The following is a 16,140-nucleotide window of genomic DNA, read 5'->3' as shown; positions in this document are numbered from 1 at the left end:
GTCAGGCCTGAATGGCCCCGGTTACCGGACGGGCCAGCGCGCCCCGGATAAGGGCAACTGTCTCCGGCAAACCGAAGAGCGATGCAAAAATTCCGAAGCGTGGTCCTTCGCTCTGACCCAACAGCACTTCGTAAAGACACCCAAACCACGACCGCAGTTCAGACTTTTCGAAGTAACGCTTACCCACTTCGAAAACCACGTCCTGCACTTCAAGCGGCGGTGTCTGAGCCGGAAGTTTTTCCAGTTCTGTTGCCAGATCCTCAAGGCCCTTGCGCTCTCTCTCGGACGGATCGCGATAGGTCTTGTTCGGGTAAACCTGCTCCTGGAAATAGGTCAGAGCGCAACGAACCAGCTTGTCCACATACGGATGCGTTTCCGGTGACAGCGTCTCGTCATAGCGGCGGAGGAACTTCCAGAGAGTTTCCGGGTTGTCCGCGTTCGCGACGTTCGCAAGGTTGAGAAGTGCCGTATAAGATACGGGACTTGTCTCTTCCGGCCGCACCGTTCCACCGTGAATGAACCAGACCGGATTAGCCATCAGATCCACTGGTTCCTGCGTTTCAGCTTTCTGAACCAGTGTCAGATAGTCATCCGTCGCACGCGGAATCACGTCAAAAAACAGACGCTTTGCGCGAGCAGGCTGCTGGAACATGTACTGCGCAAGGCTTTCCGGCGTACCGTAACGCAGCCATTCCTCGACAGACAGGCCATTACCCTTGGACTTGCTGATCTTCTGCCCCTGAGCATCAAGGAACAGCTCGTAGGTCAGCCCGGCAGGCGGCTCCTTGCCCAGAATGCGGCAGATCTTCGAGGACAGCTTCACACTATCGATCAGATCCTTGCCGGACATTTCGTAGTCGACACCCAGAGCATACCAGCGCATGGCCCAATCGGCCTTCCACTGCATCTTGGCATGACCACCCAGAACAGACGTTTCAAACGTCTTCCCAGCGTCGTCTTTCCAGACAACCGTCCCGGCATCCGGATCAACCTTGATGATCGGAACCTGCATCACCTGCCCAGTTTCAGGGTGGATCGGCAGAACCGGGGAATATGTTGCACGGCGCTCAGGCCCAAGCGTCGGAATAATGGTCGCGACGACTTCATCATGCACTTCAAGCATACGACGAAGCGCAGCATCGAATGTGCCACCGGTATAATAATCGGTCGCGGAAGCAAATTCGTAGTCAAAGCCGAAGCTGTCCAGAAACTGGCGCAGACGGGCGTTATTATGGGCCGCAAAGCTTTCGTATTCACCGAACGGATCCGGAATACGGGTCAGCGGCAGGCCAAGATACTTCGCAAGCATCTCCTGCTGAGGCACGTTTGTCGGCACCTTGCGCAGGGCATCCATGTCATCCGAAAACGCCAGAAGACGGGTTGGACGGCCAGTCAGAGCTTCAAAAGCCTGCCGAACCCACGTTGTCCGAGCGACTTCGCCGAACGTGCCGATATGCGGCAGCCCGGATGGTCCGTACCCTGTTTCAAGCAGGGCCGGGATTTTCGGATCGCGCTCACCCACATGCGCGGCGATTTTTTTCGCTTCTTCGAATGGCCATGCTTTGGGCAGAGGCGCATCCGGTGCGAGGGACGGAAAGGTTTGTGAACTGGAATTGTGCATGATTACCGGAAAAAGTAGGCAGACACGTATCCCGGGTCAAGCAATACGAGCAGAAGCAGAGTTTCTCGACACGCCTCAAATGGTGACGAAATATGTCAGACCCTGTTTTTGACGATCTCATTCTAGCCGCTGGCCTTTCCTTTCACGATCTGTTCCCGAAACCTCTCGCCCCCTCCGCACCTTCCCGCTAGACTGAAGGAGATGCCACCAGCCCCTTCTTTTCCGTCGCCATTTGATGCTCCCGCCCTGATTGCACGGCGGGGCCTGTCGTCTCTTCTGACGCCAGACGGAGAACTTCTGGATCTGTCAGCCGAAGAGGCACGGGAAAAATTATCCCAGCTTCCCCCACCCCTTTTGGTGCACGGGCCGGCAGCTCTCCGGGCACTGGACCTGACACCTCTGTCACAGCCGGTTCCCTGGTTCGACCTTCTGGACCTGTTCCTATTCGTCCTTCCAGCGACAACCGTGGCACCAACGCCACGAGGACTGGCCATTGCGCTCGGGCTAACACCTCCCGAAACCGTAACGGCCGATCTTCTTCCTCTTCTATGCGAAAATCTTCTTGGCAGACTGCGTGCCAAAGCGGACACGCCGGAAGGCGCGCGTCTTCGTGCGCTTCTGCTCCCCCTCACCCGTGCTGGGTGGATCTGGAGTGGCGAAGTTGCAGACGCCATTGGCTCTGCCTCAGACCCGGGAAGTGCGCATCCTTTCGATGCCGTCCGCATCTGGAGACGCCTCCCTCGCTGGGAGGAAACAGCCCCCCGCCCTGCACCCAGCAGTCAACCCGTCTCTCCTCGTGCAGCACGCGAAAGACTACGCCAGATTTTAGGTGAAGGCGCGGAAGAACGTCCCGGTCAGGCTGATTTTGCATCAGTCGCAACATCCGCTTTTGAGCCTCGGGAAACGTTGGGTTCACCCAACGTCGTTTTAGCAGAAGCCGGAACAGGCACTGGCAAGACACTGGGATACATCGCGCCCTCAAGCCTCTGGGCCGAGCAGAATGACGGTGCCGTCTGGGTCAGCACCTATACGCGTCATCTTCAGCGACAGATCGAACAGGAACTTCATCGCCTCTATCCCGATGAGACCACCCTTCGGCAAAAGGTCGTCGTTCGCAAAGGCCGTGAGAACTATCTCTGCCTTCTGAACATGGAAGATCTTCTCAATACCGCCACATCCCGTGGAAACGACGGCGCAGCAGCCCTCCTGCCCCTCGCCCTTCTTGCCCGCTGGGCAGAGGCCAGCCGCGATGGCGATCTGATGGGTGGCGATCTTCCGGGCTGGTTCGGGGAACTCTTCGGACACGGCACGCTCTACGGCGTTGCTGATCGACGTGGCGAGTGTATCCATGCTGCCTGCCCGCACTATCAGGCCTGCTTCGTGGAACACGGTATCCGCCGGGCAAGACAAGCCGATCTGGTTGTGGCCAATCACGCCCTCGTCATGTCTCAGGCCGCCTGGGCTTCCCTGGCTCCTCCGGGCCTGCCGGACGAAGACGCAGCCCCCACGCGCTATGTTTTTGACGAAGGCCATCATGTTCCAGAAGCCGCCGATAGTGCTTTTGCAACCGTTCTCTCAGGCCTAGAAGCTGCTGAACTGAGACGATGGCTCCTGGGTGCGGAAGGTAGCCGATCGCGTGCGCGAGGGCTCTTGCGACGACTGGATGATCTTGTCGAACGCATCCCTGCCATTGATGCCCCGCTTCATGCTGTCCTGCAGGCGGCCCGCGCACTTCCGGCACCCGGCTGGAGTACGCGACTGAAAAGTGGCCCGGACGCTCCTCTTGCCGAAGAGGATGCTCCATCCCTTCTGCCACTGGAAGAACCTGAACTCGACAATCCTGCGGAACTGTTCCTTCAAGCCTTGGATCAGCAACTCAAAGCCCGCAGGTCCCAGAACCCGCAGCATGAGACCGGATACATCTCCACGGAGTGCGATCTTCATCCGACAAATGATGCCGTCCGGAAAACTGCTGAGGATCTTTCTCGTGCGCTCCGCCGCTTGCAGGAGCCGCTGATCCTTCTGACCAAACGGCTTGAAGCCCAGGTCGAAGATGATCCCGAAATGGAAGCCCCAACGCGCCAGCGGATAGAAGCCTTCATTCGCACACTTCATCGTCGCGCCATTAGTCGCGTGACAGGATGGGTAGGGATGCTGGACGCCCTGCAAACACCTCCGGAAGCTGACATCACACCCGTCCATATCGACTTCATTCGCACCGAGCGATTACCTCGAACCCGGGCCACTCAGGGTGACCACGACGTTGGGCTGTATCGGCACTGGCTGGACCCGACCATTCCATTCGCGTCTACCATCCAGACACCGGCTCATGGCCTTCTGCTAACCTCCGCCACACTTCGGGATCAAACTGGTCCTGAAGACGGAGAAGAAAGCTGGCACGCCGCCGAACTTCGCCTGGGCGCCACGCATTTCATGAAGCCGCCAATCCGGGCATCGCTCATGAGTCCGTTCGACTACGCAAAGCAGACGCGCGCTTATGTCGTCACAGACGTCTCAGTTGAAATCGCGTCTCTGGCCCATGCCTTTCGTGCCCTGTTCGAGACTGCGGGTGGCGGCGCTCTAGGACTTTTCACGGCAATCCGAAGACTGCGAGAAGTCCACAAACGCATTAGCGAACCGCTGGAAACGCAGGGCTTCCCTCTCTACGCCCAGCATGTGGATGCAATGGACAACGCAACCCTGGTGGACGTCTTTCGCACCGAAACCCATAGCTGCCTGCTTGGAACAGACGCCATGCGCGATGGCGTCGATGTGCCGGGAGAAGCCCTGCGAATGGTAGTGTTTGAAAAAACGCCCTGGCCTCGCCCCGACATTCTTCATCGGGAACGCCGACGCCTGCTCTCGGAAGGCCGCCCTAGTGATTATGACGACCGCATCACCAGAATGCGCCTCAGACAGGCTTTCGGCCGATTAATCAGACGGGGCGACGACAGAGGCGTTTTCGTCATGCTGGATCGCCGCATGCCTTCCCGCCTTCTCTCAGCATTCCCCGAAGGCGTCGAAGTCCGACGCCTCAGCCTTGTGGAGACATTGAAGGATATCCGGAAATTTCTAGCACCTGCAGCCCACAACCTTTCCTGACCGCCTCGCATTCACTCAATTTTCCCAACGAGGAAAAGCTCCCAGATACTGTACTTGAAATAAAAAAAACCGCCGCACCTTTCGGAGCGGCGGTTTTTCACATTGCACCAAGGAAATCTCTTAGAAGTCCTTGCTGATCTGCAACCAGAAATTACGACCCATTACAAAAGACGAATAAGTCGAGGTGTCAGTGTTCGTTGCACCATCTGGGAAGAATGTCGGCGCCTTGTTTGTGATATTATTAATACCACTTGTCATATTCCAAGAATGATATCGATATCCAACAGAGATATCTTGCTGTACGATTGCAGGAACCTTCACACGACCCCAATTATTATCATCATTCAAATGCATAAATGATGAGGTGTCATTATAACGCATGCCACCAGTATAATTTGCCATATAAGTAAAGGAGAAGGCACCGTGTTGCCACGTGGCTGTGGCATAATCACGCCAACGAGGATTGGAGGTCCCTCCAGGATAAAAAATAGCGTTAGTATAATGGTAGTATTGACCACCAGGAGCCTGTTGCTGCGAATAGTTAACTAGATTTTGTAGATTATTGCTAATTGTAATAGAATCCATAGCCGTCAAGCGAATGCGGTAATCAAAATCCCAGTCAATACCACTCGTGTTCGTTGTCCCAAGATTTTGATCAAGAGCCGAGACCTGAGAAATCTGACCGTCGGAAGAACGGCTTATAGAGTTACAGAGCTCTGGGTTAGAACCATTGTAGCAATTGTTCAAAATATAGTTCGTTGGAAGCGCTCCGATACTTGAGCTTACGTTATAGTGCCAAAATGTCACAGACGTTGAAAGGCCAGGAATCCAACGCGGCGTAATAACGGCACCAAACGTATAGGTGCGTCCAGCTTCCGGCTGCAACTTGGTATTACCGCCAGAAAGTGTCGGCACCTGACCGCCTCCTTGCTGCTGGAACGTAGCAGGATTTTTAATTCCTGCTTTTACGCAGTTCGCAACAACTGTTGGATTTGAAGGATTTTCACAGGGGTCATTAGCATATGGGAAACCAAGAGCCTGCGCACCATATAACTGGTAAACTGATGGCTGACGAAAAGATGTCCCGATCGTTCCACGGAAACGAACATCCCGTGTCGGAGCCCAGTCTATAGATGCCTTCCAGTTCTTGACGCTACCAAATGTATTGTAGGATGAATAGCGCCCCTGAGCATCGATTGTCAGATCTTTAGCGAGAAATGCGTCCTTGAGAAGTTGTGCTTTTCCTTCAAGATAGCCTTCTGTCACATTAAAGCCACCTGAAGTTACACCCTGAGGATTAGTCAGCGCGACCCCGGATTGAAGAGCCGGGTCAGGATTATATGTCAGCTGCTCCCCTCGATGCTCCATGCCCAAAGCGATACCAATATCACCACCATGCGCCCAAGGCATTTTCACAACATGATTATTATGAATGCGCAGATTTAAGTCACGCAACTGGTAGTGACCATTGCTAACAGTATCGAGATTTGAATATTGAGCTGCAGCAGGAGAGAGCGCCGAGAATGGACTAGACAGTACGCAGTTCGGAGAAGAACTGCACACACTTGGATCATAAGCCATACCCGAGTTTGGATCACCAAAGCTAGTTGGCTTTAGGCCATACATCCGCAGCATTGCCGGATAACTACCGATATTGCTCTGTTGATACTTATACATATTAGAACCGTAAGTATAAGAAATATCATACTTCCAGCCCTTATAAATATCGCCCTGCGCACCTACTTTAGCAGTCAGCGTATCACTTGCTGTCTGCGTCTCGCGCGGCCCCCATTCGGTCATCCGACGCGTCATAGTCAAATCTTCGCCGGTTGTATTACCAGGATAATCTGCCGGAACAGTAATAGCCGTGGGATATGGGCCACCCTGTGGTACAGAACCATAAACAGGTTCGGCGGCCATATTCGTCATGGAATTCGTGTGTGAATACATAACGTTTGAATACAGCGAGAAATGCCTGTCAAAATCGTAATGGGCATCACCATTCAAAGATGCATCCTGAATTTGATTCATTAAGGATGTATCATGAGCAAAACTATAGCGCTTCCTTCCAGAAACAAGATTCCCATTGAGGTCACTGTGATAGTAATGATTGTTTTGATTGATATCTTGGTATGAAAAAGCCCCATAAGGAGAATAGCTAGAACCAAACGCATTATTGGCAGGATTTGCATCATCACCAATCTGAGGATTGCTTGACCATGAACGGTTACGCTGACGTACCCCCCCTTGCGTCATGTACTGCCCAAAAAGGCTTACATTCCCCTTACCATGATCAAAATTGAAACCCTTAAAACCGGAAATGATCCCCTGCGGAGCATCCCCATGTCCGGTTATACCACCCCGAATAGTGATATTACCGCTATCAATATCATGCCGCAGCTTGATGTTAATAACGCCGGAAACAGCATCTGCGCCATAAAGTTCAGAGCCACCGTCTTTAAGAATTTCGACACTTGCCACCTGCTGTACAGGAATGGCGTTCATATCAAAACAGGCACTACCGCTATTCAGCGCAGCTCGCTTTCCATCCACCAACACAAGGACGCGACTTGCACCCAGATTACGGATATCCGTGCAGCTTACGCCACCACCACCGTTGGTATCAGTGTTCTGCTGACTGCTGGACCCGACGGACGGCAACCGTTGAAAAAAGTCAGAAAGTGTCGTCGCACCCGTCTGCTGAATCTGTTTCGAAGTAACAATCTGCACGGGATTTGCGTTGGTGTTATTCGAAGTTCCAAGCGCTGAACCCGTGACGACAACGCTTTCCTGCGTTTCCGAATTAATGGAACGAAGGACGTGGCTCCGGTTGACCGCTACAGGTGCATTAAACTGCGGAGCCGCTACGGGACGAATCACCGATGCTGGTGCTGTTGTTGCAGGCGTCGCAGCAGAACGCACCGGACTATGGGTCACAGTCTTGTGGCGCACATGTGAGGACGTGTGAGTGCTTTCGGTTGCAGCATGAGCAACGCTAGAAAGCGCTCCCATCCCCAGCACCGATGCGCAAAGTAACGTATTGCGACGCGATACGATCATAGTGAAACGAAATCCTTCTAAAGGCGGTGGAGTCCTTTAGACGGATCGTTACGATTATGTCACCCCAAGTTACCGTGGTTACAGTCGTTACATGATGGTTCTGTGACAGGCGTTGCATAAGGGTCACATATGCGCCCTGCACATATCAAAAAAGGCCGCCCCACCTTCGTGGAACGGCCCTTTTTGTAATCTTTTGACGCAATCTCCGCCCCTTGAAACGGGGCGAAAATCAGGCGCGACCGGATCAGAAATCCATGTCGCCCATGCCGCCCATTCCACCCGGAGCGGCCGGAGCCTTCTTCTCTGGGCGTTCGGCAACCATAGCTTCCGTCGTGATCAGCAGACCACCCACCGAAGCGGCATCCTGCAGAGCCGTACGGACAACCTTCGTCGGATCGATGATGCCAGCCGCAACAAGGTCCTTGTACTCAGCATTCTGAGCATCGAAACCAAAGTTGTAGGTGTCGTTTTCGAGCACCTTGCCAGCAATCACGGCGCCATCTTCGCCAGCGTTCTCAGCAATCTGACGCAGCGGCGTCTGAAGTGCCTTGCGAACGATCTCACCACCGATGCGCTGGTCATCGTTGTCGAAGGTCAGGCCCTTCAGAGCGACAGAAGCGCGGGCAAGAGCCGTACCACCACCCGGAACGATACCTTCTTCAACAGCAGCGCGGGTTGCGTGCAGCGCATCGTCAACGCGATCCTTACGCTCCTTCACTTCCACTTCGGTGCTACCACCGACGCGGATGACGGCAACGCCACCAGCCAGCTTGGCCAGACGCTCCTGGAGCTTCTCACGGTCGTAGTCAGACGTCGTCTCTTCGACCTGTGCGCGGATCTGGTTGCAACGACCCTTGATGTCTTCGCTGTTACCAGCGCCTTCGACGATCGTGGTGTTTTCCTTCTCAATGTGAACCTTCTTGGCGCGGCCCAGCATGTCGAGGGTAACGGATTCCAGCTTGATCCCGATGTCTTCGGAGATGACCTGGCCACCCGTCAGGATCGCGATGTCTTCCAGCATGGCCTTGCGGCGATCACCGAAGCCCGGAGCCTTGACGGCAGCGATCTTCAGACCACCACGCAGCTTGTTCACGACCAGCGTGGCAAGGGCTTCGCCGTCAACGTCTTCAGCAATGATCATCAGCGGACGACCGGACTGCACAACGCTCTCAAGCAGCGGCAGCATCGGCTGAAGCGAGGAGAGCTTCTTTTCGTGGATCAGGATGTACGGCGCATCGAGATCGGCCGTCATCTTCTCCGGGTTCGTCACGAAGTACGGGGAGATGTAGCCGCGGTCGAACTGCATACCCTCGACGACGTCGAGTTCCGTGTGCAGACCCTTGGCTTCTTCAACTGTGATGACACCTTCGGAGCCGACCTTCTGCATGGCAGAGGAGATCATCTCACCGATTTCGCGCTCACCGTTGGAAGAGATCGTACCGACCTGAGCGATTTCCTCAGGGGACGTCATCTTCTTGCTGTTCTTCTTCAGCTCTTCAACAACAACGCCAACAGCCTTGTCGATGCCGCGCTTCAGGTCCATCGGGTTCATGCCAGCAGCAACAGCCTTGGCACCTTCACGGATGATAGCCTGTGCGAGAACCGTGGAGGTCGTCGTGCCGTCACCGGCGAGGTCGTTCGTCTTGGATGCGACTTCGCGCACCATCTGAGCGCCCATGTTCTCGAACTTGTCAGCCAGTTCGATTTCCTTGGCGACAGAGACACCGTCCTTGGTGATGCGCGGTGCGCCGAAGCTCTTGTCGAGGACAACGTTACGACCCTTCGGGCCCAGCGTTACCTTGACGGCATTTGCAAGAATATCAACGCCACGCAGCATACGGTCGCGGGCATCGGCACCAAACTTTACGTCCTTGGCAGCCATGTTCTTATCTCCTGTTGAGGTCTTTTAATGAGAGGAAACGGGGACGGCTGTTCAGCCGATCACACCCATGATGTCGCTCTCTTTCATGATCAGCAGCTCTTCGCCGTCGATCTTCACCTCGGTGCCGGACCACTTGCCGAACAGCACCTTGTCACCAGCCTTGACGTCGAGAGCCACGATCTGGCCCTGCTCGTTCCGGGCGCCAGGGCCTACGGAAACGACTTCGCCTTCGGTCGGCTTGTCCTTGGCGGTGTCAGGGATGATGATGCCGCCAGCGGTCTTCTCTTCACCAGTCAGGCGACGGACCACAACGCGGTCATGCAGGGGACGAAAAGTCGTCATGGATTGCTCCATTTTAGGCCGTGCCCTTCTACAAAGCGACGCGGCCGGGTTACGCGCTCAATGACTGCAGCGCAGTTAGCACTCCCACATCGAGAGTGCCAAGAGAGGTAGTCCCAACGACTGTTTTCGTCAAGAACCATCATCCTTCAGGGAAAAAATTTTCTTGCCATCCAGAAGGGTTTTGAGACGCTTCTTCTCAAGAGAATCTGCCATTTTTTGCCCCTTCGTCCGCCCGAATAGACGACGATTAGTTTCAGCGTCCTTCGCATCCTCGACAGACTTGCGGCGTTTGCGTTCCCGACGGAGATTGATGACGTCGCTCATGGCACCTGCCTTTCCGGCGTTACAGAGATTGGACAGAACTCAATGAACCACAAGCATTTCCAAGAAAAGGTTGAAGGTCACATGATCCGCCTCAAGGCGGCTGACGGACATGAATTTGAAGCCTGGGAAACCGGCTCCCCCGAGTCCCCCCGCTCGATCGTTGTGGTACAGGAAATCTTTGGCCTGACCGGACATATCCGGGAGGTCTGTTCGGAACTGACACAACAGGGTTTCCATGTCCTCGCCCCGGCTTTATTTGACCGGGTCAAACCCCATACGGTTCTCGCCTATAACGAAGCAGGCCTGAAGGAAGGCCTGGAGTTTCGCAGCGGAATTTCACCGGACCTGATCCAGCAGGACCTCGCAGCCTGCGCCGAAAAACTTCGCGAAAATGACGATCAACGTCCTGTGGGCGTCCTTGGCTTCTGCTGGGGTGGCCTGATCGCCTGGCTGGCAGCAACACGGACGCATCATTTCAATGCGGCCGTTGGCTGGTATGGCGGCGGTATTGCCAATCACTGCGAGACTGCCCCCCATTGTGCCACACAACTGCATTTTGGCGGTGAAGACGCATCCATTCCTCCAGCCGATGTTCAAAAAATCCGGGCAGCACGCTCTGAAGTGGAGGTCTTCCTCTACGATCAAGCCGGTCACGGCTTCGGTTGTCCGGAACGATCCAGCTTTAATCAGGATGCACGTGATCTCGCCTGGAGCCGTAGCGTTGCCTTCCTGAAACACCATCTCAAAAGAGCATGAGGTCCATCATGGAAGGCATTGCAGGAAAGATCGTTCTCATCACGGGCGGCAGCAGCGGTCTTGGTGAGGCAACAGCTCGTTACCTGGCGGCCCGGGGCGCCTACGTCGCTATTGCCGCCCGACGACGGGAGCGGCTGGACAAAATCGTCTCAGAACTTGAAGCGTTAGGACAGACCGCGCGGGCTTATACGCTGGACGTCACGAACCGAGAGCAAGTCTCGCAGGTCGTCGAAGCTGTGGAGTGCGATTTCGGCCGCCTCGATGTTCTGATCAATAATGCGGGCCTGATGGCGATCGCCCCCATGAAGCGACTGATGGTCGATGAGTGGGACCGGATGATCGACATCAACATCAAAGGCGTTCTGTACGGGATCGCCGCGGCCCTTCCCATCTTTGAGCGCCAGCGTTCGGGACACGTCATCAACCTGTCTTCCGTGGCAGGGATCAAGGTGTTTGCCCCGGGTGGCAGCGTTTATTCAGGAACGAAATTCGCTGTTCGCGCCATCAGCGACGGCCTGCGCCAGGAAGCAGGCAACGCGTTCCGCGTGACATCCATCGAACCTGGCGCAGTCGAGAGCGAACTCAAGGCTGGCAGCGGTGACAGCGAGAGCCGCAAGACAGTCGAAAACTTCTACAAAATGGCCATTCCGGCAGAGTCCGTAGCACGAGCCATTGCCTTTGCCATTTCCCAGCCTGACGACGTGGACATCAACGAGATTGTTCTGCGCCCAACCCTTCAGGAATTCTGATCATGAGCAATAACCCCCTTGAAGCCGACCCGAAACGTAATGCGGCTATTCGCCGCGAGGCCAAACTGCTGTGGGAAGCCGATGGAAAGCCGGACGGTGGGCCGGAAGCCTATCTGGAAAAAGCAACAGATCTGATTTCCATCAAAGGCGTACCGGAAGGCATCCCTGTTGAAGACCTGCCGCCGCCAGAACTGGCGGATATTCAAATCGAAGATCCGCGCCTTCAGGAAAATCTGGGCGAATTCCCCGAGCGCAGCACGGATCAGGGCGACCGGCGCCATTTCCCCGTTGCAGACCGGAAAGAAGAGCGTGAACTGATGAATGATCCCAGCACTGATGCCGGTCAACCGGGATATGCCCAGATTGATGAAAAGCAGGAAGGCCCCTGATTGCCCTCCCCGTTGCCGCCCGCCTGAAAAGCGGGCGGCAGACACATCAGGCCTTGTTCAGAACACGACCTGCAACGGCATCCAGCTTGGCGACCAACGCCGGGTCACGCTTTTCAGGCGCAGTGATAATCGCAAAATTCAGCGCACGCTCGGCGGAAAGATCCAGCGGGCGCTTCTGCCCCAGAACGGGAATCACAGCCTTCACGAGGCGACGGGCATTATCCGCATTCCCCTTCATGACCTTCACAACAGCCTCAACCGTGACACTGTCATGCTCGGTGTGCCAGCAGTCATAATCCGTGACCATCGCAACAGTGGCGTATGTCATTTCAGCTTCACGGGCGAGTTTCGCTTCCGGCATGTTGGTCATGCCCACGACCGAGCATCCCCAGGACCGATAGAGTTCACTCTCGGCACGCGTTGAGAACTGCGGGCCTTCCATGACGATGTAAGTGCCACCGCGCGTCACCGGAATATCGAGTTTACGGGACTCCGCTTCCAGAACATCCAGCAGACGGCTGGATACCGGATCAGCCATGCCGACATGCGCCACACATCCCGTCTCAAAGAAGCTCTTTTCGCGCGCAAAGCTGCGATCAATGAACTGATCGACGAGCACGAAACGGCCTGGTGGCAGCTCTTCTTTCAAAGAGCCCACAGCTGAGAGCGACAGAATATCCGTCACGCCCGAGCGCTTCAGAGCATCAATATTTGCACGGAAGTTAAGACGTGACGGCGGGATTGGATGCCCACGGCCATGACGCGGCAGGAAGACGCATTTTACGCCCTCGAATGTTCCGAAAAGCAGTTCGTCGGATGTTTCGCCCCAAGGCGTTTCAACCCGGCGCCATTCCTTGTTTTCCAGACCATCAATATCATACAGGCCAGAGCCGCCTATGACGCCGATAACCGGCTGAATTTCTGTTTCCGAAGACATGAGTGTTCAATCCGCCCCTGATGAACATGTTTGAGGATCGTTCAGGAACACGAGACCGAAGCCCTGCGCAAGTCTCTGCTGTTCAGCCCGGTGCAAAAAACGGTTTCATATTTACGAAGCAGCAAGACATTCTCTGCCATCATCGCGCCACAGAGCCGCAGCTGACATGCAACCAACCAACTGTTCGTATCAAGTGCGATTTGCTAGGACATTCCGCGTTAACGTGATTTTGTACCCAGGATGGTAGGGGAGAGAAAAATGGACCAGACCAGCCCCGATTTTGCTGAACTCGTTCGCCCGGATGTGCCTCATGATACGCTGAAGCGTGAGGCGAAGGCCTGGTTTGAAACTCTCCGGGACCGGATCTGCGCGTCCTACGAGCAGCTCGAAGACGAGGCCGTAGAAGGTGATTCACAGGTTCTCCGGGACCGCACGGAAGCGGGCCGCTTCACTCGTACCGCATGGAGCCGACCGGAAGGCGGCGGCGGCGTTATGTCGGTCATGCGCGGCCGCGTCTTCGAGAAGGTGGGCGTTAACGTCTCCACGGTCTGGGGCGAGTTCTCTCCCGAATTCCGGAAGAACATCCCCGGTGCCTCGGAAGATCCACGCTTCTTTGCAACAGGCGTTTCTCTCGTCGCGCACCCCTGCAATCCTCATGTCAGCGCCGCGCATTTCAATACGCGCATGATCATCACGACCAAGGGCTGGTTTGGGGGTGGTGGCGATATTACGCCCATGTTCCCCGACAGCGCCGAAGCCCGCAGTGACGCGGATTACTTCCACAAGATGTTTGAAGCCGCGTGCAACAAGCACGACCCGGAACACTATCCGCGCTTCAAGGAATGGTGTGACCGCTACTTCCATCTCCATCACCGTGACGAACCCCGCGGTCTGGGTGGCATCTTCTACGATCAGTTCTCAACCGGCAGCCTGGAAGGCGACTTTGCCTTCACAAAGGACGTGGGGATGGCTTTCCACGACGCCTACCCCGCCGTGGTCCGCCGTCGCATGTTCACCCCCTGGACTGAAGCCGACCGCGAAGCCCAGCTCATTCGCCGTGGCCGCTACGTCGAATTCAACCTGCTCCACGATCGCGGAACCCTGTTCGGCCTGAAAACAGGTGGAAACACGGAAGCAATCCTGATGAGCATGCCACCGGAAGTCCGCTGGCCGTGATGCCCCATTCTCCGACCCGCCGTGACTGCCTGAAAGGGCTAGCCCTGCTCGGTGCCGGAAGCGCCATACCGTTGGCAGGGGCTCAGGCCGCAGATATTTCTGATGCCCGCCTCCTCCTTGGTGGAACACTGGCCTCCATACAGGGCCAGTTTGCAGAACTGGCCGCCGGCGTCATTTCTCATACGCTAGGCCTGGATGCACCACTCGAAATCACACCTGACATCGGTCAGGATGGTGTACGGGCGGCAAACCTCTTTGACGCCAATACCGCCCCTGATGGCAGCACAGCCCTGATTGCGCCGGGAAGTGTTCTGCTGGCCTCACTAACAGGGGACTCACGCGTCCATTATGATTTTACCCGATGGACGCCCCTGCTGACGGCTCACACCACAACGGTGGTGATTGCCCGGGCAGAACTGCACAAAACTCTCAAAAGCCGCCTCAAAGGCTTTTTCCACGATCATCCCGTTCGCCTCGCCGTGTCACGGCCAACAGGGACAGAGCTTGATGCATTGCTGGGTCTGACCCTGCTGGGTCTGCGCCCCATCCCTGTTTCCGGCTTTGTTCGTACGGAGGATGCGCTGGACGCGCTGGCCAACAATCAGGTCGATGCCGTGCAGCTTCTTCCCTACACACTCGGGGTTCCGGTGGAGGACATTCTGGCCAAACTGCCCCCAGATACGGTCCCGCTTTATCATACAGGCGATCTGGCCGAGACAAGCGCAAACAGCATTCCGAATTTCCTTGAGGCCTATCAGCAGGCCCGGCGGCGACCGCCAGAAGGAGCGCTCTACAGAGCATGGCAGGCAGTCTCGGCCAGCACCTATACAGCCCTGACTGTGGCACTCCCCATGTTGACGCCGCCTGATTTGGTCAAAAGCTGGCAGAAAGCCTGTTGGGATGCGGCCATTGATCCGACCGTGCACCGCTGGGCAGAAAAACACCATTTCATGCTGGCTGCCGGTGATAACGCTGCTCCCTTCCTCTCCCGCGCCACACCAGACATAGGAGCCATCCTCGCCTTGAGGCGCTGGATTGCCATGAACACACCGCGCTGGAGACTGGGGCAGGAAACACGCCCGATCTGAGATCTACTTCCGTTTTGTACGCAGCAAAATCCGCACGGAGCCATGATTGGCGGCGTGCGGATGCACAACAGCAAGCACCATCGGGCGAATATCCGCCCTCTGAAGCCAGAGCGGCAGTTCACGACGGATCAGGCCGCTTGTCGCTCCACTTCCCAACCCGGTCACAACCTCGACACAACGCCAGTTTCTGGCCTTGGCGCGATGCATGAACTCGATCAGGCGATCAAAGGCGTCCTGAACGATATACCCATGCAGATCCAGCTTGGCATCGACCTTGAGATTGCCACGCGAAAGACGCTTCCAACTCGTATCATCCAGCCCTGGTGCACGAACCCCAATGCGGAGATCCTGCGCCCGGGTCCGGCGAACCACCGGGCGCGCAAGCATCGCCCCAAAAGACAACTCCCTTTCCGGCACCGTCACAGCGGCCGGCAGAGCCTTCATCGGCTTCGGGTCTTCCTTGATCTTCTGGGAAACAGGCTGCGGCTCAGGCTTCGCGCGAGCAGGATGCATGGGAGCGATATCGCGCACGACCATGCGCCACAAAGCCACTTCCTCCTCCTTCAAAACCCGTTTTGCCACGCATGTTTCCTCTGAACCGACCCTGGGCACGCAACCCGCACAAAACCTGCGAAACGTGTAACTGCTTCCGTGGCTCTCGAACAATGGCAAAGACAGAATTTCCTGACCTTGCCTCCCAGGAAACAATTCCAT

General features: G+C 55.9%; 13 protein-coding genes. 6 read left to right on the top strand and 7 right to left on the bottom strand.

Features of this window, described 5'->3' with window-relative positions; all coding sequences use genetic code 11:
- Nucleotide 1 precedes the first annotated feature (1 nt).
- The gene (locus J4P41_RS02485) at nucleotides 2-1,621 is read right to left on the bottom strand and encodes a lysine--tRNA ligase (protein ID WP_426065997.1); all 1,620 of its coding nucleotides are present in this window, start codon (nucleotides 1,619-1,621) and stop codon (nucleotides 2-4) included.
- Nucleotides 1,622-1,822: 201 nt separating this feature from the next.
- Here J4P41_RS02485 and J4P41_RS02480 point away from each other — a divergent pair, with 201 nt between their 5' ends.
- On the top strand, nucleotides 1,823-4,723 hold the full coding sequence (locus J4P41_RS02480; RefSeq protein ID WP_426065996.1) for an ATP-dependent DNA helicase: 2,901 nt from the start codon (nucleotides 1,823-1,825) through the stop codon (nucleotides 4,721-4,723).
- Between the two features lie 120 nt (nucleotides 4,724-4,843).
- Here the strand turns inward: J4P41_RS02480 and J4P41_RS02475 are convergent, their stop codons facing one another.
- From J4P41_RS02475 to J4P41_RS02460, 4 genes are all read right to left on the bottom strand, one after another.
- Nucleotides 4,844-7,783, bottom strand: coding sequence for a TonB-dependent receptor domain-containing protein (locus tag J4P41_RS02475; RefSeq protein WP_426065995.1), 2,940 nt, complete (start codon nucleotides 7,781-7,783; stop codon nucleotides 4,844-4,846).
- A 244-nt stretch (nucleotides 7,784-8,027) separates the two neighbouring features.
- The gene (gene groL / locus J4P41_RS02470) at nucleotides 8,028-9,665 is read right to left on the bottom strand and encodes a chaperonin GroEL (protein WP_007282363.1); all 1,638 of its coding nucleotides are present in this window, start codon (nucleotides 9,663-9,665) and stop codon (nucleotides 8,028-8,030) included.
- A 51-nt stretch (nucleotides 9,666-9,716) separates the two neighbouring features.
- The gene (gene groES, locus J4P41_RS02465; protein ID WP_023945273.1) at nucleotides 9,717-10,007 is read right to left on the bottom strand and encodes a co-chaperone GroES; all 291 of its coding nucleotides are present in this window, start codon (nucleotides 10,005-10,007) and stop codon (nucleotides 9,717-9,719) included.
- Nucleotides 10,008-10,136: 129 nt separating this feature from the next.
- The gene (locus J4P41_RS02460; RefSeq protein WP_062503160.1) at nucleotides 10,137-10,331 is read right to left on the bottom strand and encodes a DUF4169 family protein; all 195 of its coding nucleotides are present in this window, start codon (nucleotides 10,329-10,331) and stop codon (nucleotides 10,137-10,139) included.
- 42 nt (nucleotides 10,332-10,373) lie between these two features.
- Between J4P41_RS02460 and J4P41_RS02455 the strand changes: the two genes are divergently transcribed.
- From J4P41_RS02455 to J4P41_RS02445, 3 genes are read left to right on the top strand one after another with little or no spacing between them, the layout of a single operon-like run.
- Nucleotides 10,374-11,087 carry a dienelactone hydrolase family protein gene (locus J4P41_RS02455; RefSeq protein WP_426065994.1) on the top strand — a complete coding sequence of 238 codons (714 nt, stop codon included), beginning with the start codon at nucleotides 10,374-10,376 and terminating at the stop codon, nucleotides 11,085-11,087.
- Between the two features lie 8 nt (nucleotides 11,088-11,095).
- Nucleotides 11,096-11,836, top strand: coding sequence for an SDR family oxidoreductase (locus tag J4P41_RS02450; protein WP_426066126.1), 741 nt, complete (start codon nucleotides 11,096-11,098; stop codon nucleotides 11,834-11,836).
- Nucleotides 11,837-11,838: 2 nt separating this feature from the next.
- Nucleotides 11,839-12,225: a DUF2934 domain-containing protein gene (locus tag J4P41_RS02445; RefSeq protein ID WP_426065993.1), complete on the top strand. Its 387-nt coding sequence runs from the start codon at nucleotides 11,839-11,841 to the stop codon at nucleotides 12,223-12,225.
- Between the two features lie 46 nt (nucleotides 12,226-12,271).
- Here J4P41_RS02445 and J4P41_RS02440 read toward each other — a convergent pair whose 3' ends face one another.
- On the bottom strand, nucleotides 12,272-13,162 hold the full coding sequence (locus tag J4P41_RS02440) for an S-methyl-5'-thioadenosine phosphorylase (RefSeq protein ID WP_426065992.1): 891 nt from the start codon (nucleotides 13,160-13,162) through the stop codon (nucleotides 12,272-12,274).
- 258 nt (nucleotides 13,163-13,420) lie between these two features.
- On the opposite strand from J4P41_RS02440, the gene hemF reads away from it, so the two are divergent.
- Together hemF and J4P41_RS02430 are read left to right on the top strand one after the other, a co-directional pair.
- A complete protein-coding gene (gene hemF / locus J4P41_RS02435) occupies nucleotides 13,421-14,338 on the top strand; it encodes an oxygen-dependent coproporphyrinogen oxidase (RefSeq protein ID WP_426065991.1) in 918 nt (305 codons plus the stop codon).
- Nucleotides 14,338-15,426 carry a hypothetical protein gene (locus tag J4P41_RS02430; RefSeq protein WP_426066125.1) on the top strand — a complete coding sequence of 363 codons (1,089 nt, stop codon included), beginning with the start codon at nucleotides 14,338-14,340 and terminating at the stop codon, nucleotides 15,424-15,426. The genes hemF and J4P41_RS02430 overlap by 1 nt, the downstream gene beginning before the upstream one ends.
- 3 nt (nucleotides 15,427-15,429) lie before the next feature.
- Here the strand turns inward: J4P41_RS02430 and J4P41_RS02425 are convergent, their stop codons facing one another.
- Nucleotides 15,430-16,008, bottom strand: a complete 579-nt coding sequence (locus tag J4P41_RS02425) for a Smr/MutS family protein (RefSeq protein WP_282857725.1) — start codon at nucleotides 16,006-16,008, stop codon at nucleotides 15,430-15,432.
- Nucleotides 16,009-16,140 lie beyond the last annotated feature (132 nt).

This window comes from Gluconobacter sp. NFX36, from assembly GCF_049887835.1.
Taxonomy (GTDB): domain Bacteria; phylum Pseudomonadota; class Alphaproteobacteria; order Acetobacterales; family Acetobacteraceae; genus Gluconobacter; species Gluconobacter japonicus_A.
This window is presented reverse-complemented; position numbering and strand designations above follow the sequence as displayed.